The organism is Massilia mucilaginosa, from assembly GCF_011682145.1.
Classification (GTDB): domain Bacteria; phylum Pseudomonadota; class Gammaproteobacteria; order Burkholderiales; family Burkholderiaceae_D; genus Telluria_A; species Telluria_A mucilaginosa.
Genome location: NZ_WHJH01000052.1, coordinates 1 through 23,192, shown reverse-complemented (window position 1 = coordinate 23,192; position 23,192 = coordinate 1). Strand labels below are relative to the sequence as shown.

At 66.5% G+C, this 23,192-nt stretch carries 18 protein-coding genes; 14 read left to right on the top strand and 4 right to left on the bottom strand.

The window, feature by feature from the left end; genetic code table 11:
• The first annotated feature begins 2 nt into the window (after positions 1–2).
• The 10 genes from F2P45_RS27670 to metK are packed head-to-tail and all read left to right on the top strand — an operon-like array spanning position 3 to position 11,402.
• A complete protein-coding gene (locus F2P45_RS27670) occupies positions 3–1,295 on the top strand; it encodes a TrpB-like pyridoxal phosphate-dependent enzyme (protein ID WP_223164840.1) in 1,293 nt (430 codons plus the stop codon).
• Positions 1,292–2,344 carry a BtrH N-terminal domain-containing protein gene (locus F2P45_RS27665; RefSeq protein ID WP_166881438.1) on the top strand — a complete coding sequence of 351 codons (1,053 nt, stop codon included), beginning with the start codon at positions 1,292–1,294 and terminating at the stop codon, positions 2,342–2,344. Before F2P45_RS27670 ends, F2P45_RS27665 begins: the two co-directional genes overlap by 4 nt.
• Positions 2,341–4,431 carry a molybdopterin-containing oxidoreductase family protein gene (locus F2P45_RS27660; RefSeq protein ID WP_166881437.1) on the top strand — a complete coding sequence of 697 codons (2,091 nt, stop codon included), beginning with the start codon at positions 2,341–2,343 and terminating at the stop codon, positions 4,429–4,431. Before F2P45_RS27665 ends, F2P45_RS27660 begins: the two co-directional genes overlap by 4 nt.
• Entirely contained in the window at positions 4,421–5,116 is a 696-nt protein-coding gene (locus F2P45_RS27655) for a class I SAM-dependent methyltransferase (RefSeq protein WP_223164839.1), read from the top strand. The genes F2P45_RS27660 and F2P45_RS27655 overlap by 11 nt, the downstream gene beginning before the upstream one ends.
• Before the next feature lie 9 nt (positions 5,117–5,125).
• Positions 5,126–6,436: a phenylacetate--CoA ligase family protein gene (locus tag F2P45_RS27650; RefSeq protein ID WP_166881435.1), complete on the top strand. Its 1,311-nt coding sequence runs from the start codon at positions 5,126–5,128 to the stop codon at positions 6,434–6,436.
• Positions 6,433–7,359, top strand: coding sequence for a carbon-nitrogen hydrolase family protein (locus F2P45_RS27645; RefSeq protein WP_166881434.1), 927 nt, complete (start codon positions 6,433–6,435; stop codon positions 7,357–7,359). The genes F2P45_RS27650 and F2P45_RS27645 overlap by 4 nt, the downstream gene beginning before the upstream one ends.
• Before the next feature lie 20 nt (positions 7,360–7,379).
• The gene (locus F2P45_RS27640) at positions 7,380–8,171 is read left to right on the top strand and encodes a carbon-nitrogen hydrolase family protein (protein WP_166881433.1); all 792 of its coding nucleotides are present in this window, start codon (positions 7,380–7,382) and stop codon (positions 8,169–8,171) included.
• A complete protein-coding gene (gene mfnA / locus F2P45_RS27635; protein WP_166881432.1) occupies positions 8,164–9,318 on the top strand; it encodes a tyrosine decarboxylase MfnA in 1,155 nt (384 codons plus the stop codon). Before F2P45_RS27640 ends, mfnA begins: the two co-directional genes overlap by 8 nt.
• A gap of 53 nt (positions 9,319–9,371) precedes the next feature.
• Positions 9,372–10,175: a sterol desaturase family protein gene (locus F2P45_RS27630; RefSeq protein WP_166881431.1), complete on the top strand. Its 804-nt coding sequence runs from the start codon at positions 9,372–9,374 to the stop codon at positions 10,173–10,175.
• Positions 10,176–10,229: 54 nt separating this feature from the next.
• Positions 10,230–11,402 carry a methionine adenosyltransferase gene (metK, locus tag F2P45_RS27625; RefSeq protein ID WP_166881430.1) on the top strand — a complete coding sequence of 391 codons (1,173 nt, stop codon included), beginning with the start codon at positions 10,230–10,232 and terminating at the stop codon, positions 11,400–11,402.
• A gap of 43 nt (positions 11,403–11,445) precedes the next feature.
• On the opposite strand, the gene F2P45_RS27620 is transcribed toward metK, so the two are convergent.
• Positions 11,446–12,168 (bottom strand): M48 family metalloprotease, encoded by a 723-nt coding sequence (locus F2P45_RS27620; RefSeq protein ID WP_166881429.1) that lies wholly within the window; start codon positions 12,166–12,168, stop codon positions 11,446–11,448.
• 281 nt (positions 12,169–12,449) lie between these two features.
• Here F2P45_RS27620 and F2P45_RS27615 point away from each other — a divergent pair, with 281 nt between their 5' ends.
• The gene (locus F2P45_RS27615; RefSeq protein ID WP_166881428.1) at positions 12,450–14,492 is read left to right on the top strand and encodes a glycoside hydrolase family 9 protein; all 2,043 of its coding nucleotides are present in this window, start codon (positions 12,450–12,452) and stop codon (positions 14,490–14,492) included.
• Positions 14,493–14,512: 20 nt separating this feature from the next.
• Here the strand turns inward: F2P45_RS27615 and F2P45_RS27610 are convergent, their stop codons facing one another.
• From F2P45_RS27610 to F2P45_RS27600, 3 genes are all read right to left on the bottom strand, one after another.
• Positions 14,513–15,799, bottom strand: coding sequence for an SMI1/KNR4 family protein (locus F2P45_RS27610; protein WP_166881427.1), 1,287 nt, complete (start codon positions 15,797–15,799; stop codon positions 14,513–14,515).
• A gap of 69 nt (positions 15,800–15,868) precedes the next feature.
• Entirely contained in the window at positions 15,869–17,905 is a 2,037-nt protein-coding gene (locus tag F2P45_RS27605; protein ID WP_166881426.1) for a tetratricopeptide repeat-containing diguanylate cyclase, read from the bottom strand.
• A gap of 167 nt (positions 17,906–18,072) precedes the next feature.
• Positions 18,073–18,615 (bottom strand): hypothetical protein, encoded by a 543-nt coding sequence (locus F2P45_RS27600; protein ID WP_166881425.1) that lies wholly within the window; start codon positions 18,613–18,615, stop codon positions 18,073–18,075.
• Between the two features lie 223 nt (positions 18,616–18,838).
• Between F2P45_RS27600 and F2P45_RS27595 the strand changes: the two genes are divergently transcribed.
• The 3 genes from F2P45_RS27595 (at position 18,839) to F2P45_RS27585 (ending at position 22,756) form a co-directional block, all read left to right on the top strand.
• A complete protein-coding gene (locus F2P45_RS27595) occupies positions 18,839–21,037 on the top strand; it encodes a TonB-dependent receptor plug domain-containing protein (protein WP_166881424.1) in 2,199 nt (732 codons plus the stop codon).
• A 155-nt stretch (positions 21,038–21,192) separates the two neighbouring features.
• Positions 21,193–22,509 (top strand): IS66 family insertion sequence element accessory protein TnpA, encoded by a 1,317-nt coding sequence (gene tnpA, locus F2P45_RS37470; RefSeq protein WP_166881423.1) that lies wholly within the window; start codon positions 21,193–21,195, stop codon positions 22,507–22,509.
• Positions 22,415–22,756, top strand: a complete 342-nt coding sequence (locus F2P45_RS27585; protein ID WP_166881422.1) for a hypothetical protein — start codon at positions 22,415–22,417, stop codon at positions 22,754–22,756. The genes tnpA and F2P45_RS27585 overlap by 95 nt, the downstream gene beginning before the upstream one ends.
• Positions 22,757–23,192 lie beyond the last annotated feature (436 nt).

The window sequence follows — 23,192 nt, the reverse complement described above, 5'->3', positions numbered from 1 at the left end:
TGATGAGCGTGAAACAGTGCCTGGAATACCGGTTGACCGAGGAGCAGCTTCCTGCGCAGTGGTACAACTTTCTATTGGATCTGCCCAAGGCCCTGCCGCCGGTCGAGGATGTGCACGTGCCGCCCTCGGCCGAGATCATGGCCAAGATCCGGCCGGCGGAACTGCTGCGCCAGAATGCGCCGGCCGAACAGTGGGTCGATATTCCGGGGCCGGTGCGCGAGCGCCTGCTGCAAGTCGGCCGTCCCACGCCACTGCGGCGCGCCCTGGCCCTGGAAGCGGCCCTGCAAACGCGCGCGCGCATCTACATCAAGCGTGAAGACACCCTGGTGACGGGCAGCTTCAAGGTCGGCACCGCGCTGGCCCAGGCCTACTATGCCAGGGAAGAGGGGCGCGATTGCCTGATCTCGGAGACCGGGGCCGGACAGTGGGGCATGAGCATGGCCCTGGCCAGCCAGATGTTCGGCCTGAAGTGCAAGATTTTCATGGCGCGCTGCTCGATGGAGCAAAAGCGCTATCGCGAACACTACATGCGCCTGCTGGGGACGGAAGTGTCGCCCTCGCCGTCGCGCGCCACCGCCATCGGCCGGCGCTTGCTGGAACAACGCCCCGACCACCCGGGCACGATGGGGACCGCGATCAGCGAAGCGATCGAAGCCGCCCTGGCCACCCCCGGTTCGGCCTACCTGTCGGGCAGCAATGTCAATCATGTGCACCTGCACCAGACCTTGCTCGGGCAGGAAACCCGGGCCCAGCTGGCGCTGGCGGGCGAACAGGGACCCGATCAACTGATCGCATGCGTCAGCGGCGGCAGCAATCTGTGCGGCTTCATGCTGCCCTTCCTGCGCGACAAGCGCGAAGGGCGCGCGGTCTCCTTCCTCGGCGCCGAATCGACGGCCGCGCCGCGCCTGACCCAGGGCACCTACGAATACTGCTCGTCCGACCCGGCCGGCTACACGCCGCGCGTGCTGGCCTATTCGATGGGGCCGGACTTCATCCCGCTGCCGGTGCACGCGGGAGGGCTGCGTCAACACAACAGTTCGCCGCTGGTCAGCCTGCTGAAAAAGGAAGGCCTGCTCGACGCCGTCGCGATCGAGGAGCATGAAGCGTTCGAAGCGGGCCGCTTGCTGCTGCGCACCGAGGGCTTCCTGGTGGCGCCGGAGTCGGCGCATGCGATGGCGGCGGCCATCCGCGCCGCCGGGCGCGCGCGCGAGGAGGGCAGCGAGCCGTGCATTGTGGTGCTGGGCAGCGGCAGCGGCATGCTGGACCTGGAAGGCTATCGCCAGGTGCTGCTGTGAGCGCGCTGGCGAATGCCAGCGCCGGCGTGGAAGACGGCATGCTGGCCCTGAAGGATTTTCAGGCGCGCCCGGGCGTGCACTGCGAGTCGGGCACCTTGCGCATGATGCTGGCGCACGCCGGCATCCTGCACAGCGAAGCGATGGTGTTCGGGCTTGGCCAGGGCCTCGATTTCGTGGCCTGGCCGGTGGCCGATGCGCGCCACGAGATGCCGATGCTGTCGGGACGCGGGGACTCGGGCGAACTGCTGCGCCACTATGCGGCCAACACCGGGGTGGAGTTGCGCATCGAACAGTCGGCCGATGCCGGGCAGGCTTTGGCACAGGCGCGCGCCATCCTCGAAGTAGGGCGGGTGGCGGGCTTGAAGCTCGATATTTTCTACCTGCCGTATTTCTCGGCCAAGCGCCATTTCTGCGCCCATTTCGTGGCGCTGCACGCCATCGATGGCCAGCACGCATGGGTGGTCGACACCGCCCAGCAAGGCGGCAGCCACCGGATCGCGCTGGCCGACCTGGCGCAGGCGCGCGCATCGCGGCAAGGCCAGCAATCGTCCGACAGCCTGTCGGTCAGCGTGGTCACGACCGAGGGCATGCGCGATCTGCGCGCCGCGCTGGCCGCCGCCATCGGCGGCTGCGCCCGCAATTACCTGGAGCCGGCCGACCCCGCGCGCGGCCACCTGGGTTTGCGCACGCTGGCGCGCGAGATGCCCGACTGGTGGTCGCGCTTCGCCGATCCGGCAGGGACCATGATGGGCGTTGCCAACTTCTGGGAATTCGCCGGTACCGGCGGCGCCAATTTCCGCGCCCTGTACCGCCAGTTCCTGCGCGAAAGCCAGGAGCTGCTCGGCCTGGACGGCCTGGCGCCCTTGCTGCCCGATGCGCACGCGGTGGAGCTGGGCTGGGCCGATTGCATCGAAGGCTTGCGCGCCAGCGCCGAGACGCGCTCGCCGGCGCAGTTGCGCGAGGTGGCCGCGCGCTTTGCCGCCACGGCGGAACGCGAGCATGCGCTGATGGCGGCGCTGGCGCGGCTGTTCGAGGACCAGCCCACATGATCATCGACCATCCCGACGGCGTGGGCGGCCAGTGCACCGAGCAGCGCAGCGTATGCCGCATGTGCCATGGCGGCTGCGGGGTCATCGTGCAGATGCGCGATGGCGTGATCAGCGACCTGAAGGGCGATCCCGCCAGTCCCGCCAGCGAAGGCTTCTTTTGCACGAAGGGCAAGGCCTCGCTGGAGTTGCTCACCCATCCGGCGCGCCTGACCGAGCCGCTGCTGCGCCGGGGCGACAAGCACATCGCCATGCCCTGGGATGAAGCGCTGGACATGGCGGCGCACAGGATCGGCGAGCAGATCGCCCGCCATGGCGCGGAATCGGTGGTGCTCAGCCAGGGTACGGACCGCAACTACCAGGAATGGGTGTTCCGCTTTGCCAATACCCTGGGAACGCCGAATGTGCTGGGACCGGCCCATGTGTGCTTCTACCCGCGCGTGATGGCGTCCATCCTCACCTGCGGCGGCTTCACCTTTTGCGACTACGAGGGCGAGCCGGAGGTGATCATCCTGTGGGGCAGCAACAAGCTGCACACGCATTCGGACGGCTTGATCGGGGTCAAGCTGGCCAAGGCATTGCAGCGCGGTGCGCGCCTGGTGGTGATCGATCCGCGCGCCAACGACCAGACCCGGCGCGCCGATCTGTGGCTGCAGGTCCGGCCCGGCAGCGATGGCGCGCTGGCGCTCGGCATGCTGCACGTGATGATCAAGGAGGGCTGGTACGACGCGGCCTTCGTGGCCGGGCATACCGATGGCTTCGACGAACTTGCCGAACACGTGCGCGCCTACGATCCGCGGCGCGTCGCCGAACTGACCGGCATCGATGCCGCGCAGGTGGTGGCCCTGGCCAGCGCCTACGGACAGGCCAGGCGCGCCTGCATCGAGGCCGGCACCGGTTTGTCGCAGAACGAAAACGCGTTTTCCACGCTGCGCAGCATCTGCATGCTCAGCGCCCTGAGCGGCAACCTGGATGCGCCGGGCGGCGACGTGCTGTGGGATCTGCTGCCGGTCGACGGCCGCCGCAGTTTTCCGCTGGCCGGGCAACTGGCCCCGGAACAGCAAGCCAAGCGCCTGGGCGGGGGCGCCTATCCGGTGCTGTCGATGGCCGGCTGGGCGCATCCGGACGCGGTCTGGGATGCGATGCTCGACGCCCAGCCGTATGCGGTCAAGACCCTGCTCAATTTCGGCAGCAACCTGCCGATGGTGTACGCCGACGCCGAGCGCGTGCATCGCGCCCTGAGTAAGCTGGAGTTCCACATGACGTGCGACCTGTTCATGACCCCGACCGCGCAGCTGGCCGACCTGGTGCTGCCGGTGGGGAGCTGGCTGGAACGCGACCAGATCGTCGAATTCAATGCCTACCTGGCGCCGCGCCGCAAGCTGGCCCAGGTTGGCCAATGCCGCAGCGACGAAGAAATCATCCTGGAGCTGGCCCGGCGCCTCGGACTGGAACAGCATTTCTGGCCCGACCTGGAGACGGCGCTCGATCACAAACTGGCCGGGATCAAGCATACCTGGACCAGCTTCAAGCAGCACGGGCCGATCGCCAACCCGCCGCACTACCGCAAATACGCGACCCAGGGCTTCCGCACCCGCAGCGGCCGGGTCAACCTGCTGCATCCGGGCCTGCCCAGGATGGGAGGCGATGCCTTGCCGCAGTACCGGCCGGGGGAGGCATTGCCGGAAGGTCACTTCCGCATGTCCAGCGCGCATTCCCGCAACTTTTACAACTCGGAGTACCGCCAACTCGACAGCCTGCGCAAGCGCGAGCCGCTGCCGCGCGTGCAGATCCACCCGCACGCGGCGGCGGCACTGGGCATCGCCGCCGGCGACTGGGTGCTGGTGCGCAGCGCCACCGGCAGCGCCCGTTTTTGCGCGGAGCTGTTCGACGGCATCGCAGCGGACGTGGTGTATGTCGCGCCCTCGTGGTGGTATCCGGAAGAGGAGGGCGCCGACAACTGGCGGCGCTCGAACGCGAACATGCTGACCGGCCGCGCCGCGCCCACCAGCGAGATGGGGACATCGAATTTTCGCAATGTCGCGGTTCAACTTGAAAAAATTGAAAAGGATGATTCCCATGCTCAATGAACGTGTTCCAGAAACCGAAGATGGCTTGCAGGGCGCCTATATCGCGAGCGTGTACGACGAGATGCAGCGCCATATCCGCGACAGCGGCTGGCTGAGCGAGAAGATCGACCTCTTGCTCGAATGCGAGGTGCGGGCCGGCAGCGCGCTCGAAATCGGGCCGGGGCCGGGCTATTTCGGCCTGGAGTGGCTCAGGGCGGTGGCGCTGGCCGACCCCGGCGCGCGCCTGACCGCGCTGGATATCTCGCCCGACATGCTGGAGATGGCGCGCAGCAACGCGGCCGCCTACGGCTTGTCGGAGCGCAGCGAGTACGTGCTGGGCGATTGCCAGCGCATGCCCTTTCCCGACAATCACTTCGACGTGCTGTTTACCCACAGTTCCCTGCACGAATGGGTCGACCCGGTCGCCGTCCTGCGCGAAACGCACCGCGTGCTCAGGCCGGGCGGGCGCTTCTGCATCATCGATTTGCGGCGCGACCTGAGCAAGGAAGCGATCGCTTTCATGCGCGGCAATATCAACGTCAACATGCGCAAGGGCTTCGCCAATTCGGTCAAGGCCGCCTATACCTCGGCCGAGTTGCGGCGCCTGCTGGAGGCGACGCCGCTGGCCGGCGCGAAAGTCGAGGATATCGAGCTGGGCCTGTTCCTGACCGGCGTCAAAGCCGCCCCCGTGCAGTCATTCAACTGATGCCATCCCATGCGCGATCTCTATAACGGGGCGGATAGCCCACAGCAATTGCTCGCGGCCCTGCTGGAGCCGCAAGCGCCGCGCGAGCGCCTGGCGCGCCTGAACGCGTCGGTGGCCCACGCGGCCGCCGCCAGTCCCTTCTACCGGCGCTGGCCGACCCTGCACGCGCTCGATTCGCTCGACGAGCTGGCCTCGTTCGGCTTCACCTGCAAGGAAGACTTGCGGGCCGAGTATCCCTACGGCCTGCTGGCGGTCGCCCCCGAGCGGCTGACCCGCTATGCCGAAAGCACGGGCACCACGGGCGGCGTGAATGCCGGCTTCGTGACGGCGCGCGACTGGAAGACCAACAATTTTTGCGTCGCCCTGGCGTGGGCCGAACTGCTCGGCCGGCACGACATCATGGCCGTGGCCGTGCCTTACGAACTGTCGTACGTGGGGGCGGACATCGACCGGGTTGCCGAACTGCTCGGCGTGAGCGTGCTGGCGGTCGGCACCAACAACAAGCTGTGCCCGTGGACCCGGCTGCTGGCCCTGCTGCGCTCGCACAAGGTCACGACCCTGGTGTGCGCCCCGATCCGCGCCCTGCGGCTGGCCGCGATGGCGGCCGAGCAGGGCCTCGATGTGCGGCGCGACCTGGCCGTGCGGCGCATCGTGTGCATGGGCGAAGCGCTCTCGCCCGCGCGCAAGGCCCATATCGAACGCTTGTGGGGAGCCAGCGTGTACAACCACTACGGCATGACCGAAGCCATGGCGGTCGCCCTGCCGTGCTCCCAGGGGCAGCTGCACCTGGCCGAACAGCGTTTCGTGTTCGAGGTGATCGACCCCGGCAGCGCAGCCGTGCTGGCGCCCGGATCGACCGGCGAACTGGTGCTGACCACGCTGGCGCAGGAAGCGATGCCGCTGGTGCGCTACCGCAGCGGCGACCTGGTCAGGACCGACAGCAGCCCTTGCGCCTGCGGCAATCCGCATACCCGTATCGTCCATCTGGGCCGGGTGCAAGACCTGATCGGCACCCCCGCGCGGCGTTTTCATATCAGCGAACTGGACGAGATCCTGCTGGCCGAAGCGGGCATTGAGCCCATCTATTCGGTGCAGGGCGACGCCAGCCACGTCGCCATCCACCTGATCCCGGCCGCGGGCTCGGACTGGCACGGCACCCGCGCGCGCCTGAACGCCGCGCTGGAGGCCTACTGCCGGATGCCGGTGGAACTGGTGCCGATCGACCGCCAGGAGTGGTACCAGCGGATCGACAACCGCTCCAAGCCCGGCACCGTGCCCGCGCCCGCATTACCGCTTTCAACCAAGGAGACCATGCAATGAAGATCGCCCTCGTCCAAAGTGTCTGGCAGCCCGATCCGCGCGACAACCTGCAACACGTGCTCGGCATGATCGACCAGGCTTGCCGGCAGCGCAGCCTCGATTTCCTGTGCCTGGCCGAATTTTTCCTGGGGCCCGCCTGGTACATGCCGGGCCAGGCGCATTTGCGCGGCGTCACCGACACCACCCTGACCAGCCCCGTGTTCGAGCAACTCTCGGCCATGGCCAGGAAGCACCGGGTGCACCTGGTGTGCGGTTCGGTGGTCGAGCAGATGCCGGACGGGCGCTATTGCAACACCTCGGTCCTGCTGGACCGCGACGGGGTCCATATCGGTCAGGCCAACAAGATCCATCCCTTCGCCAACGAGGCGGTATCGTGCGTGGCGGGCGATACGCTGGCCGTGCACGAGACCGAATTCGGCCCGATCGGCATCGCCGTCTGTTCCGACTTCTGGATCCCGGAAACCATCCGCATCCTGGCCCTCAAAGGCGCCACCACCATCTTCCTGCCGGGCGGCTCGCTGCGCCAGAATCTGCCCGCCATGATCAACGCCTTCCGCGCCACCGCCTACCTGAGCGCCGTCAACATGGTGTACTGCGGGCCGGTTGGCAAGATCACCGGCGTGCGTGGCAACACCTCGATCACGGTGGAGTTCGCCGGCACCAGCCTGATCGCCACCCCGCAAGGCTTGCTGGCGCAAGCGCCGCCCGATGCCGCCGCCGTGCTCGAAGCGACCCTGTCGGGCGAGGAGATCCGTGCGCTGCGCCAGGCCAACGCGCACGACGATACCTGGATGGGGCTGGGCCTGCGCCAGCCGCAGGCGTATGGCGCCCTGGAGCACGATTACGTCGGCCTGAACCGCGATCTGGCGGCCGAGATCAGCATGCGCATGCGCCAGATCACCCCCGGCGCCAGCGCGCCCTGAACCCCAAGGAGAACGTGAGAATGAAGATTTCCATTATCGCCGGCAGCATGCAGCCCAGCCCGGAACGCGCCTGGGAACACACCCGCCAGGCAGTGGCCGACAGTCCCGCCGCCGATGTCATCCTGCTGCCGGCGCGCTTCCTTGGCGACGCCGGCGTGCCGCCCTCCGCCGCGCTGCGCGCCGAGGTGGAGCATGGCCTGGCGCAATTGGCGCGCGAGCGGCACTGCTACATCGTGGGCGGCTCGCTGCTGTCCGAGGATGGCCGGCACGAGCTGACCTGGCTGTTCGACCGCGCCGGCGCGCTGGTCCATACCCACAGCTCGCCGCTCGACCGGGGGCAGGCGCGCGACGCTGCGCTGTTCCCCGTCATCGAGACCGATGTCGGCCGTATCGGCATCCTCAACGGCGACGATATCTGGGTGCTCGAATCGACCCGCATCCTGAGCCTGCAGGGGGCCGAAGTGGTGTTCGTGCCGGCCCGCCTGTCGTCCCGCAATGCCGACTCGAAGATCGCCTCGCTGTGGGGCCTGGCCACACTGAACTGCGTCGCGCTCGCGTTTGCCAGCGCAGCGCATGCGGATGCACTGCACCATGCCTCGGTCATCCTGCCAAGCGGCGTGCTGGCCGCCTCGGAGCAGGTGGACGGCGCGCCCCTGCTGGCCGAGATCGCACCAGGGCAGATGGGCAAGCTGCGCGATGCCGACCTGACCTTCGCCAACACGCTCTGGTTCGGCCTGTGGTCGCGCCGCAAGCAGCTGTATTGGCCGCTGCTGGAAACCAGGACGCCGCCGGCGGAGCGTGCGCATGCGTAGGCAGGGGCGCGCGCAATCCGAGGTGCTGGCCGAGCTCGATAATCTGCGCACGCGCGACGTGCCGTGGAACCGGGTGCTCAATTCGATCTGCACCGTGCCGCACGAGGCCGCGCTGCGGGCGGGCCAGGCGGCGCTCGACAGCAATCTGGGCGATCTGCGCATCTTCCGCGGCTGCCGCGAGGTCGAGCAGAGGGCGCTGGCGCTGATGGGGGAGTTGCTCGGCAAGGCCGACTGCGCGGGCAGCCTGGTGTCGGGCGGCACCGAAGCGAATCTGCTGGCGATGTATGTCGCGCGCAAGCGCAGGCCGGACATCGCGCATCCCGAGATCGTGGCGGGCGAGACGGTGCACTACTCGTTCGGCAAGGTCTGCGACATGCTCGGTATCACGCTGCGCGTGGTCGGGCTGGACGAGCGCTTCCGGATGCGCCCGGACGCCGCGCTGGAGGCGATCAACGCCAGCACGATCGCCCTGGTCGGCACGGCCGGCAGCAGCGAGTTCGGGGCGGTCGACCCGATTGAAGAGCTGGCGGCCATCGCGCACAGTCGCGCGCTGTACTTCCACGTCGATGCGGCCACGGGCGGCTTCATCATCCCGTTCGCGCGCGCGCTCGGACGCGACCTGCCGCAGTTCGACTTCAGCCTGGCGGGAGTCAGTTCGATCGCCATGGATCCGCACAAATACGGGATGTCGATCATTCCGTCCGGCGCGGTCTTCTTTCGCGACCAGGCCCTGCGCGACAGCATCAATCTGGAATCGTTCTTCAATGCCACGCCGACCCATCACAGCCTGATCGGCACGCGCAGCGGGGCCGCGGCGGCCGCCACCTACGCGGTGCTGGAAACGCTGGGCTTCGACGGCTATCTGGAGGTGACCAGGAAAAACTATCGCGTGATGGATTACCTGATCGACAAACTGGTGCGGCAGGGCTACCGGCTGGTCGCGCCGCCGCAGCTCAATATCGTCAACGTCGACTTGCCGAACGCGGTCGAGGTCATGCGCGCGCTGGAGGAATGCGGGTGGATCATCTCGGTCTCGAAGCGCTTCCGGCATTGCCTGCGGCTGGTGGTCACGCACCACGTCGACGAAGCCATGGTCGACCAATTCGTCGAGCGATTGCGATCCATCGCCACGCCACCGGCGCCGTAGAACCAGGCGCGCAACCATCCCGGACACCATTTGAAGCGAACTGAAGGGGCATCATGGAAAAGATTCTTGGCTTGCTGTTTCCGCTGACGTATATCGTGTTTCTGATCCTGGAGCGCATGTTCCCCGCGCGCGCACTGGTTCCCGTGCCGCACTGGCGCTTGAAGGGCTTCGTCTTCTTCCTGGTGGGCGGGGCCATCGTCAATACCTTGCCGCTGCTGTGGCGCGACTGGGTGAGCGCGCACCGCTTGATCGACCTGGACAGCTGGGGCACGGCGGGCGGCGCCCTGGCCGCCATCGTGTTCAGCAACCTGCTCGACTGGTGCCGCCACCGCTTGCAGCATGCGCTGCCGGTGCTGTGGCGCTTCCATCAAATGCACCACAGTTCGGAGCGGCTGGAGGTGGCGACGGCGTTCTATTTTCATCCGGTCGACACGATCGGCTACACGGTGGTGTCGACGTTCCTGGCGGCCTTCGTGGTCGGGGTCAATATGGAGGCGGCGATTTTGAGCGGCTACTTCCTGTTTGCGTCGACCATCTTCACCCATGCCAACATCCGTTCGCCGCACTGGCTCGGCTACCTCATCTCGCGCCCCGAAGCGCATGCCGTGCACCACGAGGCAGGCGTACACCGCTACAACTACGGCAGCCTGCCGCTGTGGGACATGCTGTTCGGCACCTTCCGCAATCCGCGCGAGTGGAATGCGCAGTCCGGGTTCTGGCACGGCGCATCGAGCCGGCTGGGCGACCTCCTGCTCGGCAAGAACGTCGTCACCCGGCCCGCGCCGCAGTCGCAGCACCCCGGCGGCGCGCCGCACCAGCCCGAGCACGCCACCGGTCCGCTGCGGCAGGCCGAATGAGACGCGCCCAAGCGCACTTTGATGCAGTCCAATTTTCCACTTATGAAAGATGCTATGGCTAACGACTATCTCTTCACTTCCGAATCCGTCTCGGAAGGGCACCCGGACAAAGTGGCCGACCAGATTTCCGATGCCATTCTCGATGCCATCCTGGCGCAGGACCCCAAGGCCAGGGTCGCGGCGGAAACGCTGTGCAATACCGGCCTGGTGGTGCTGGCCGGCGAAATCACCACGCACGCCAACGTCGACTATATCCAGGTGGCGCGCCAGACGCTCAAGCAGATCGGCTACGACAATACCGAGTTCGGCATCGATTATCGGGGCTGCGCGGTGATGGTTTGCTACGACAAGCAGTCGCCCGACATCGCGCAGGGCGTGGACGAGGGCGCCGGGATCGATCTCGACCAGGGGGCCGGCGACCAGGGCCTGATGTTCGGCTATGCCTGCGACGAGACGCCGGAGCTGATGCCGGCGGCGATCCACTATGCGCACCGGCTGGTGGAATGCCAGTCGCGCCTGCGCAGGGATGGCACCTTGCCCTGGCTGCGGCCCGACGCCAAGTCCCAGGTCACCCTGCGCTACGAAAACGGGCAGCCGGTCGGCGTCGATACGGTCGTGCTGTCGACCCAGCACGCACCGGATGTGTCGCACCGGCATATCCAGGAAGCCGTGATCGAAGAGATCATCAAACGGGTGCTGCCGCGCGCCTGGCTGGCCGGGACGCGCTACCTGGTCAATCCGACCGGACGCTTCGTCATCGGCGGGCCGCAGGGCGACTGCGGCTTGACCGGACGCAAGATCATCGTGGACACCTATGGCGGCGCCAGCCCGCATGGCGGCGGGGCGTTCTCGGGCAAGGATCCGTCCAAGGTGGATCGTTCGGCAGCGTACGCGGCGCGCTATGTGGCCAAGAATATCGTCGCGGCCGGCATTGCGCGCCAGTGCCAGATCCAGATCAGCTACGCCATCGGCGTCGCCAAGCCGATCAATATCACCGTGTACACCGAAGGCACGGGCCTGATCCCGGACCGCAAGATCGTCGAACTGGTGCGCGAAAATTTCGACTTGCGGCCCAAGGGCATCGTCAAGATGCTTGATCTGTTGCGCCCGATCTACACCAAGACCGCCGCCTACGGGCACTTCGGGCGTAGCGAGCCGGACTTTACCTGGGAGCGCACCGACAAGGCGGCGACGCTGCGCGATCAGGCCGGGCTGGACCGGCGTTGACAGGAGGCGCTGGGCCATGGCCGGAGGCGCGAATGCCGTGGCGTCATTCAAGCGCCCCGGCTTGCCGCCGCGCCGCGCGCCAGCGCTGTAGCGCTGACGGGTGGCTCGCGCTGCCGATGTGGCTCATGCTGGCGGCCTGCTCGAGTTTCCGGAAGTAGGCGGCCAGCTGCTTGGCCCGCCAGCCGGCGCGCCAGGCCATCGCCATTCCCTCGCGGTCGGCCTCGACTTCCTGCTCCCGGTTGAGCGCGGCCAGTTGCCCCATCAGGCGCGCGTCATGGTCGAGCGCCTCTTCAAGCGCGGAAAACGGACGCGCCAGCCAGCCCGGATCGCGCCGCACCGCCTCCTTGTACTCCTTCAGGTTGTGCAGCAAGATCGCGTGCTGCATCTCGTGACTGAGCACCATCGCCAGTTCCGCATCGCTCAGCGCCAATTGCTCGACATAGGCCTGGCTGACCAGGATTTTGCCGCCGGCCATGCATGAGGCATTGTCGTCGGGATCGCTGCTGGTGTGGATTTCCCAGGACAAGGCCGGGGCGGCCGGGTTGTCGCGCCGGGCCTGCTCGCCCAGGCGCTGCGCAATGCGCGCGACCCGCGCCACGAAGGCTGCGTCGCGGTCGAGCATGCCGGCCTGCGCCAGCGCGTCTATCCGGACGCGATACAGCCTGGCGGCGCCCGCTTCCACCTCCGCCTGCGTGACGGCGCTCGCGCCCCCGCTTGACAGCGCGAGGCACATGGCCAGCAGGGCAGCGATGCGGTGGAAGTACATTGCCCCATCATACCAACTGCGCAAGCGCCTGCGCAGCGGCGTGTTTAGCGCGCCGGACTAAACAGCATCACCCATCCGCAAGGCATTGACAGTGGGGGCTGGCACCACCAGAATCGTGTCATAAATACAAAATTGACGTGGCGATCATGGCCGCGATCGACCGATCCTCGCAGGAGACATCGTGCGCGAGCACGCGGGCGCTCCCGCCGCCTGCCGGGTTCATCCATCCGCCCGGGTGGCGCCGTCTGTCGTTGTCCCGGCAAACCAGAGAAGGGCCAAGCATGCGCAGCGGCGACACCAAACCGAGTTCCAACAACCCCAACAAACGCCGTGCCTTCCTGCTGGCGACCGGCGCCAGCCTGTTGCCCATCAGCCTGATCGGCTGCGGCGGTTCGTCCTCGTCGGCGCCGGCGCCCGGTGCGGCGGCGGCGGCACCGCCGGCGGACGGCGCCGCCACCCAGTCATCCAGGTCGGCCCGGGTCGAGGCCGCGCAAAGCGCCAGCATGACCCTGGGGCCTGCGATTGTCGTCGACCAGTTCGGCTACCTGCCCGGCTTCGACAAGGTCGCCGTGGTACGCAACCCGCAGGCCGGCTACGATGCCGCCGACTCGTTCACGCCGGGCACGCTGTACGAGGTGGTCGATGCCGTCAGCAACGCCGTGGTCTACCGCGCCGCGCCAGTCGCCTGGCATGATGGCGCGACCGACGCCAGCTCGGGCGACCAGGCCTGGCACGTCGACTTCAGCGCCGTTGTCGCCCCTGGCCAGTACTTCATCCGCGACAAGATGGGCAATGCCAGTTCGGCGCCGTTCCGGATCGGCGCCGACGTCTACCGGCCGCTGCTGCGCGCCGCCGTGCGCTATTTTTACTACCAGCGCGCCGGCATCGCCAAGACCGCCCAGCTGGCCGGCGCCGGCTGGGCCGACGCGGCGTCGCATCTGGGGCCCTTGCAGGACCGGCAAGCGCGCCTGTTCAGTGCGCCGGGCGACGCCTCGACCGAGCGCGACGTGTCGGGCGGCTGGTATGACGCGGGCGACTTCAACAAGTACACGCGCTGGCACGCCGGCTACCTGATCGACCTGCTGCACGCCTTTGCCGACCATCCGGGCATCTGGGGCAAGGATGCCAACATCCCCGAATCGGGCAACCAGCATCCGGACCTGCTCGACGAAATCAAGTGGGGCATGGACTGGCTGATCAAGATGCAGGAGCCGAGCGGCGCCATGCTGTCGATTGCCGGCCTGGCGCACGCCAGCCCACCGTCGGCGGCCACCGGCCAGACCCTGTACGGGCCGCCGAATACCTCGGCCACGCTGGCGTCGGCCGGCGCCTTTGCGCTCGGGGCCAGGGTGTTCGGCGCGCGCGCCGGCCTGGCCAGTTACGGCAATGGGCTGAAGATTCGCGCCGAGCGCGCCTGGAACTGGGCGCTCGCCAATCCGAACGTCCTGTTCAAAAACAATGATCCTGCCTACAACTCGCAGGGATTGGGCGCAGGGCAGCAGGAAACCGACGATTACGGCCGCCTCGGCCACAAGCTGGCGGCCGCCATCTATCTGTACCAGTTGACCGGCAAGGCGGTCTATAACAGCTTTGTCGATGCGCAGTACCGCAATACCCATCTGTTCGAGTACTGGAACTACGTGTCGCCGTTCGAAGCGGCGCTGCAGCAGGCCCTGATGCACCACGCCAGCTTGCCCGGCGCAACGCCGGCCACCGCCGCCGCCCTGCGCGCGGCCTACATCACCGGCATGGACGGCACCGACCACTGGAGCGCGATGCGCGCCAGGACCGATCCGTACCTGGCCCATTTGCAGGTGTACACCTGGGGCAGCAATGCCATCAAGTCGCACGAGGGCAATAATTTCGCGGCGCTGGCGCAGTACGGCCTGGGAACGCGCGGCGCCGCCGCCAACCTGAACGCGGCCTCGCACTATCTTCATTACCTGCACGGGGTCAATCCGCTCGGCAAGGTGTATCTGTCGAATATGGGCGCGCTCGGCGCCGCCAATTCGGTCGACCAGTTCTATCACACCTGGTTCGCGCACGGCTCGGTCAAGTGGGACAGCGTCAAGGACTCGACCTACGGCCCGCCGCCGGGCTTCCTGGTGGGCGGCCCCAACCCGGGCTATCACTGGGAAAATGGTTGCCCCGCGGTGCATCCGCTGTGCGGCACGCAGTCGCCCACGCCGCCGACCGGGCAGCCGCCGCAGAAGTCGTATGTGGACTTCAACGACTCCTGGCCGCTGAACTCGTGGGAGGTGACCGAGAACTCGAACGGTTACCAGAGTGCGTATATCCGGCTGCTGTCGCGCTTCGTGTCCTGACGGGGCCGGGACGAGGCGGCTTACGCCTCGTTGTCCTTGTCTTCTTTCCAGCTGACCATGCTCCCGATGACGTCGTCGACAGCCCGGGAAAACAGGATCTCGAAGCGCTCGCCATCGGCGTGCGGGGGCGTGAGCAGCGCCTCGAACGAGGGGGAGGCGTCATCCCAAAGATCCTGGTGGTAGTACACGGCGCCGCAGCCGCCGGCTTTGCTGAAGTACAAATGCGTGTACGAATTGTCGTCATGGTGAATATGGCCGAACACGACATACTGCGCATTCAAATAGTCCAGCTCTTCGGCTGAAAAGCTGTCGTCGAATTCCGGCCGCCCGCCCCACAGCGAATCGATGCCGTCCATCAGGCCCGACAGCGGCGGCATGCAGGACGCGTGCTCGCTGCCGTACACGGCCAGGGTGCCCCACATGCCGTCTTCGCGCATCTCCAAGGCCCCGTGTTCCAGGTACAACTGGCGCAAGGCGGCGGGGATGGTGCAGGCAAGCGTGAGTTCCAGCTGGCGCAGCGCCGCTTCCGTTTCCGGCGGCGCGGTCGCGAGCTCGTTGAAGCTGGCCTGGTAGTCATCGAACTTGAGCAGCTTGACCACCTTGGCGAAGCGCTTGATGGCGTCCTTCCAAGTGTCGCCAGCTTTGCCTTTCATAAGTTTTTGCAGCGGCGTGTTTTGCTGGTAGGCCACGAAGTCAGGGTCGGCAAACAGCGCCTTCGGCCGGGCCGACGCCACCGTGCTGTAATGCTCGACTTCTTTCTTTTGCAGGGTGTGCAAGGCGCTGAACAGGCGCTTGCGGTATTTTTTCGGATCGGTGTCGACCGCCTGGCAATACACCTGGGCGCGGATGTCGTACAGGGTTTCGAACGGATCGAGATAGTCGCCGGCGCCCGCCTTGACCTTGAAGGCGGCTTCGATCTGTTTGATGGCGCCGGCAGTGTCCTGGCGCGCCAGGCAATCGCGCGCCCGGATCCCGTACGCCTGGCGCAGCACGCGGCGAAACGTGACCAGATCGTTGTCGAACAGGGTGCCGGCGCGCAAACGGAACTTGTCGGTCAGCTCGGTCGCCACGGTAATCATGTCAGCCGGCCTGCCGAGCGCTTCCAGCGCCGTCAGTTCCACCTCGAACAAGCTGCCCCAGACGGGGTAATGTGCGCTTTTCGCCTGCCCGGCAGTGATGCGGCTCAGCGTCGTGCGCGCCGTGCCGGCCAGCGCCAGGGCTTGCTCGAAACGCTGTTCTTGCTGCTGGTCGTTCGCTGCGCGCAGCAACTCCCACGCCTTGTCTTCAGGGGTACTTGCTGCGCTCATGCTGCACTATCCTTGTCATTGATCATCGTGGTGTTGTCGGATTGTCCACGATGATACAGGATGCCGCCGCTACGCCGTGCCTTGCGCCGGCCCGTGCAAACAGCTCATCTCGATCAAGCCTGGCGCGCCGGCCTGCGCGCCGCCTGCCGCCGCCAGCACCGACTCGAGCGGGGCCAGCAGGCCGGTGACGATGCGCGCCTGGTTGCGGCCGTTCTCCTTGCCGTGGTACAGCGCCCAGTCGGCCAGGCGGATGGCGCGTTCCCAGTCGCCGCCATCTGGCCCGGCGCCGGGCAGGGGCAGGGTGACCACGCCGGCGGTCAGGGTCACCGGAACCTTGCCCGCGCCGGCCTCGAGCGGCGTGGCGCCGGTGCCGTCCAGCACGCGGGCGACGATGTCGGCCACGTGCGCCGGGTCGGCCCCCGGCGCGTAAATCAGGAATTCCTCGCCGCCCCAGCGCATCACCATGTCCGATTCGCGCACCGCCGCGCACAGGCGCCGCGCCACCTCGACCAGCACCGCGTCGCCCACGCCGTGGCCCCAGCGGTCGTTGATGTGCTTGAAGTGGTCGATGTCCATCAGCATGATGCAGTCGACGCTGTGCGGCTCGTCCTTGCGCTGCGCTTGGGTGCCGCGCGCGGCCATCTTTTCCAGGAACCAGCGCCGGTTGTACAAGCCCGTCAGGGCGTCGTGCTGCGAGTGATAAGTCAGCTGGGTGTTGAGCTGGTTCAGGCGCACGTTGGTGCCGGCCGAGCGCCGGTACAGCACCAGCACCACGGCGCCGGCGGCGACGATCAGCAAGGCCCCGACCGTGGTCAGCAGTTGCAGCAGGCGGCGGCTGCGCAGGTCGGCGTCCTTGACCTGGTTTTCGCGGCGCAGCAGGTCGATCTGGCGGGTGCGCTGGCCGGCCTCGTATTCTTCCTGCAAGGCGGCCACGGCGCGGTCGCGGGCGGCGCGCTCGCCGCTTTGCTGCGCGGCCTGATGCTTGCGCAGCGTCGCCAGCGCTTCCTTGTACAGGCCGGCTTGTTCCTGCATCCGGCCCTTTTCGTCGAGCATGGCGGCCAGGTCGGTGGTGGCGCCGGCCTGCTCCAGGCTGGCGATGACGGCATCGACGTAGGGAAGCCCGTCGGCAAAGCGCTTTTGACCCATCAGCGCGAAGCCGAGATTGGCTTTGGCCATGAGGACCATGTTCTCGTCCTTGACCCGCTCCGAGGCGTCCAGGGCCAGCCGCGCCTCCTGTTCGGCGCGCGGGTAGTCGTGCTGGCGCAGGAAATAGTCGGCGATGTTGCCGCGCACTTCCGCTTCCAGCCTGCTCAGTCCGCCGCGCGTGGCGCTGTCGAGGGCGTGCTTGAAGGCGGCGATGCCTTCCTTGTCGCGCTGTAGCTTGAGCAGGGCGATGCCCTCGGTGAACTGGAGCCGCCCCACGGTGCGCGCCGGCACCGCGCGCTCGCGCAGCGCCTGGCGGGTGGTCTCGATCGCCTTGGCCGGATTGTCGACGTTGATGTACACGCGCGCGATCTGCGCCAGCAGCTTGGCGCGGCTTTCGCCGGCGTGCGGGTCGTCCTGCTCCAGCGTGAGCGCCTGCAAATAGGCCGCCAGTGCTTTGTCGAACTGGGCTTTGGCATTGAAGGTATCGCCCTCGGCGCGGCCCAGGGCAACGCGCAGCATGCGCGGCGGATGGTCCGGCAAGCCGGCCCGGACTTCCGCCAGCGCATCCTGGGCTTCGTGCGTGCGGTTCTGGTCGAGCAACTGGTGCACCGCACCCAGCCTGGCCAGCGCCGCGAACACCGGATCGTTGTTGTCGATCGCCAGCAGCAGCGCCTGGCGCTCGACTGCATACGCGCGCTCCAGCTGGCCGGCGTCTTCGCGCAGCGCCACTTCGGTGCGCAGCAGGTCGCGCCGCAGCGGGTAGGGCGCCTCCTTCCCGGTGCGCGCCTGCAACGCTTCCAGCCGTCCCAGGGCGTCCACGGTCGAGCTATGCGACAGGGTGCGGATCGCCTCCAGTTCGGCGGCGGCCGGCGCGCCCGCTGGCGCCGCGGCGAGCAAGGCCGGGCCCGGCAGGCAGGCGCCGAGAGCGAGGCACAGCAACAGGCGAGAGGAAAATGGCATAACACCCCGAAAGTCGTGGGTGGCACGGCCACCGGGACGCGCGTCCGCACGGCTGTCGCGGCCGCCGGACACTGGAGCGTCGATTATGGATCAAATTGCCTGCGATGCAGGCAGTCTTGTTGCGTGCGCACCGTGTCGTGATGCTCATTTGCAACATGCTTGTTCAATCAGGCGGGTACGACGCTGACACGGGCGAATCTGAGGTTGTCGTAGACCTTGATGCGTCCCTTCAAGGGCCACCAGTCGTACAGGAAGATCTGCACCGGGCGCCACATCGCCACCCAGCCGATGATGGTCAGGCTTTCGCGGGCGATCTTGGCGGTCGGGCCGGGGATCAGGCTGGTGATGGCTTCGGCCAGCAGCAGGCAGGCGGCGACGAAGAGCAGGCCGATGCACAGGCTGAGCCGGCCCACGCGCATCAGTTGGCCGAGTTCGCCGCGTACCAGGCCGATCTTGTAGCCATAATAATTGTGGATGGCGTCGGCCACCAACTCGCCGGCTTCCTTGGCCGCCGCCGGCTCCTCGACATGGATGGTCAGGTGCAGGTGGCAATCGTGCGGCAGCGACAGCGCCCAGTTCTCGATGAAGGCCTCGCAGGCGCGGTCGAGATCCTTGTTCAGGAACGGCGTCGGGTCCAGCGAGTTGAACAACTGGCGCAGCTCGCGCACGCGCAAGTCGAGGGTATGGGTGGGATGCTGGCTGATGTGCATGGCGCTCGTCTTTCCGCGTGGAGCGTAGTGACATCGTCGGTCCGCGCCGGGGCGGCAAGGGCCGTGTCTGTTGCCGCATTCTACCGCGCCGCAGCCACCACGCGCGCACCGGCCGCAAGGCTGGCAAACTTGCATTGCATGCAAAATTTTGAAATTGACATTGTTGGCAAAATGAATGATGATCCCGGCGCGGTCCGCGCTCACTCTTTGATTCGACCTTGCCATGACGTTGACCAAGCTGTCCCCGTTTTTCAGCCCATCCGTGATCGCCGCCATGGCGCTGTGCGGCCAGGCCCATGCGCAGGACGCGCCGCCTGCCGCGCCGCCGGCAACACCAGCGCCCGTGTCAGCCGTGCCGGCAGCGCTGCCGCAAGTCGAGATCGGCGCCAGCCGCGGCGACGAGCGGCGCGCATCGGGCACGTTCCGCCAGACTGTCGGTGCGGCCGAGCTGGTGCGCTATGGCGATGGTAGCGTGCTCGACGTGCTGCGGCGCCAGCCCGGCATTGTCGTCAATGGCGTTCCGGGACGCAAAGGCGGCGAAGTCAGCATGCGTGGCCTGGGCAGCGGCTACGTGCGCATCCTGCTCAACGGCGAGCCGGCCCCGCCCCATTTCATGCTCGACAACCTCGCGCCGGATGTGGTCGAACGCATCGAGATCCTCGCCGTCCCCACGGTCGAGATGGGGACGCAGGCGATTGCCGGCACCATCAACCTCATCCTCAAGCGCAGCAACGGCAAGCAGCAGCGGCAGTTGCGCGCCGGTATCTATCACGACAACGACCGCACCAAGCCGCAGTTGTCAAGCACCTGGAGCGGCCAGGACGACACGCTCAGCTGGCTGGTGACGGCCGCCACGCGCCAGCTGAGCGGCGACGAAACTTACCTGACCCGGACCGAAGGCGCGGGCGAGGAGGGGGCGATCCTGCGCGAGATGAAGCAGTTCAACGAGGATCGCGGCTGGAACTGGAGCCTGGCACCGCGCATCAGCAAAAAATTCGGCGCCGACGAGTCGCTGGCGCTGCAAAGCTATCTGTCCGGCCTGCGCTACGACAGCGCAGGCTTCGGGCGCACCGATTTTTTGCGCGGACCGGAGACCGACTACGCCAACGAGAACTACACCAGCGCGGGTTCGTCGCTGACCATCCGCAACAACCTGACCTGGATCAAGACGCTGGGCGCGAGCAGCAAGCTGGAGGCGAAAGCGGGAGCGACCTATGGACGCTCGGAAGCGTCGAGCGGCATCGATTTCGTCGACCGCGGGCAGCGCTTGCGCAACCGCCAGGATACCGCGAACGACCAGCACAACCGCAGCCTGACGGCCTCGGCCAAGCTGCGCACGGCGTATACCGACAAGCACGCTTTTGTGAGCGGCGTCGAGCTCCAGCGCGACCGCGACCAGTACCATCGCAGCGACGTGATCGATGCGCGCTCGCGGCTCGACCAGGCCGGCACCGCTTTTCGGGTCGACAGCCGCCGCTATGCGCTGTACGCCCAGGACGAATGGGACGTCACGGCGCGCGTGGCGGTGTATCTCGGCCTGCGCTGGGAGCGGGTGGAACTGGACAGTGCCAACAATCTCGGGCAGCGGGTGGATTTTGCCAGGGGCATGTTCAGTCCGGTGCTGCAGAGCGTGTGGCGCCTGCCCGGCACCAAGTCGGACCAGGTGCGCCTGGGGCTGGCGCGCACCTGGCGCGTGCCGGCGAGCGAGAGCCTGATCGCCGGACGCCGCATGTCGGTGGCCAACACGGTGACGCGGCCCGATACCAGCGGCAATCCCGATGTGCGGCCCGAGCGCGCGCTGGGGCTCGACCTGGCCTACGAACATTATCTGAGCCAGGATGGCATGGTCGGCGTGGGCCTGTTCACGCGCCGCATCGACGATGTGACCTTGACCCGCACCGTGCGCGAAGGCGAGCGCTGGGTGGCGCGCCCGTTCAACAGCGGGCGGGCGCTGGCGCGCGGCATCACGCTCGAGACCAAATTCAAGCTGCCGCAGTTGCTCGCCGGCGCCCCGGCGCTGGACGTGCGCGCCTCGCTCGCGCGCACCTGGTCGGCGCTCGACGCGGTGCCGGGGCCGGACAACCGCATTGGCAACCAGGCGCCGCTGTCGGTCAATGTCGGGGCCGACTATACTTTCAGCTCGGTGCCGGTGTCGGCGGGGGCGACGCTGGCTTATGCGAGGAACGGGACGGTGCGCCTGTCGGGCTATGAAACATCGAGCGAATCGAACAAGCGCGGGCTCGAAGGCTATGTGCTGTGGAAGTTTACGCCCAAGATGCACTTGCGCCTGAGCGCGTCCAATTTGCTGCATGAGGATGATCTCAAGCGAGCAAGCTATGCCGGCGAGGCGCTGTGGCAGACCAAGACGGTGACGGCGCCGACCTACATGGTGCTGCGGGCGATCGCTGAACTGAAGTTTTGAGGCGTCAGGGGCGTTTGGCGGCGGGACTCGCAAAATTTCACTGGAGCGACAAGCCTTTCAAGGTAAGCGGTCCATGAACCCCAAGCTGTTCAGGTGATTCAAATAGCGGCATCCTTGCCATATCGTTTTCATCGGGCGTGGATATGGCAGGCGGCATGGATTTTTGGCGTGAGCATGTGATGGCAATCGAGCGGGATGGCTGGGTGAGCAGCGAGTACGCCCGAGCCCACGATTTGTCGGTGACGTCGCTGTATTACTGGCGGGCCAAGTTCAGGTCGATGGCAGCGGCGGCCGACACACAGAGCAAGTTCGTCACCCTGAATGTCACGCCGGTGCAGGGCACGGCGCCATCGTGCGTGCTGACGATTGGCGCTGTGCGTATGGAGCTTGGCCTGCTGCCCACCCCGGAATGGCTGGCGCCGCTGCCGCCACAGCCTCTGCCAAAGAGCAATGCCAGCGTCAATTTCCTGGCCCTGCTGCTGGTCGCCAAGGTTCTCGACGGGTTGCCGCTGGCCCGCTTCGAGCATGTCCTTGCGCGCTGGGTGATCGGCGCCGCCGGCGTGCTGCAGCCGCTGCACAATCTGCTACGCGACGTATTGCTCGACGGTGCCCTCGTCCACATGGACGAGACCGTGGTACAGGTGCTCAAGGAGCCGGGCAAGACGCCCACCAGCAACAGTTACATGTGGGTGCAGACGGGCGGTCCGCCGACGCGACCTGTGGTCCTGTACGACCACGATCCGGGCCGCAGCGCCCAGGTGCCGTCACGCCTGCTGGAAGGCTTTCGCGGCTACCTGATGACCGACGGCTACGAAGCCTGCAACGCGGTGGCGCGCACCGAATACGTCGAGCATCTCGTCTGTTGGGCGCATGTGCGCCGGCGTTTCGTGGAGGCGCCACGGGTGCAGCCCAAAGACAAGAACAAGCTGGGCGAAGCGTTGAGCTACATGCACAAGTACTGGCCTAAGCTGGTACATTACGTCGAGCGCAAAGGCTGGTTGTTCGCCGACACGCCGGCTGGCGCCCATGCCAGTGCCGTGGTTTGCATCGCTGATGCAGACCGCCAAGGCGAATGGCGTCGAGCCCTACGCGTGGCTGTGCCACGTACTGCGCGAACTGCCCGCAGCCAAAACGGTCGAGCAAGTCGAGGCACTGCTGCCGTGGCACTACCGCGTTGGCGGTCAACCGAATACTGCTGTAACCTGAAAGCCTCCAATGCCACGCATTACAGCACAACACCTTGCCCGGGCCATCGAAGCGCTGCGCACCATGACCATGGAGCGCAAAACGGCATTGGCAGACGAGGTGTTTCAACAGCAGCCCACGCTGTTTGGCTCCTTCCTCGTCTTGACGAGATTCGGCGTCTCCTTCGAGAAAATGGAATTCCTGCTGGAGCGTCTGTTCGTTTGCTTTTTGGCGATGCGAGAGTCCGGTATCCAATGGCCGCGCATCACAGAGGACGAACTGGATAAGCAAGCCGCGCGCTTAAGCGGGACAGTCAACTTCGCCAACGGTCTGGGACCGGCACTCGCGAGCCAGTCGCAGGCCAAATTCATCGCCAGCTACCCAGAGCCACATTTGCTTGCCTGTGTGACAGCCGAGCTGACGCAGTGGCTAGCCAAGGTGCGGCCCGAGGAGAGCGACAAGTACGTGTTGCTAGCTGCCATGAATATCGTCAATTGCCTCGCGCATGTTCCGCTGCACGTTGCATCGCGCTAGCGGACTGCTCAATGGGGGTTACTGGATCGCTTACAAATAACCGGCATATCGAGTCTTTCGAGGATGAGCGGACTGGCCGGATACGGCACAGTTCAATACTAATTCCCGGGCGGCCATTCGCACACCACGACGTTAGGCACAGAAAGGTCAAGCCATGGCGACTCAGGATATCGATGTGATGCTGCACTCGTAGAGTGCGTTACATAATTTATAGACTACAAAGGAGTAACCGAAATGCAAGTGGAAAGTCGAGTCACAATCTCTGTGCCGCCGGAGAAAATATTTGAGATTTACGCGGATGTCTATAACGTAAGCGCGATTTCTACCGCACCTTGACGTTGCCCTAATCGACGGGCAAGCGGCTGTTAAACAGCAGTAAAGTTGAACGGCAACAGATCGGCAATGTCGGCACCGGCCTGGCGCTGCGGCAGTTCTG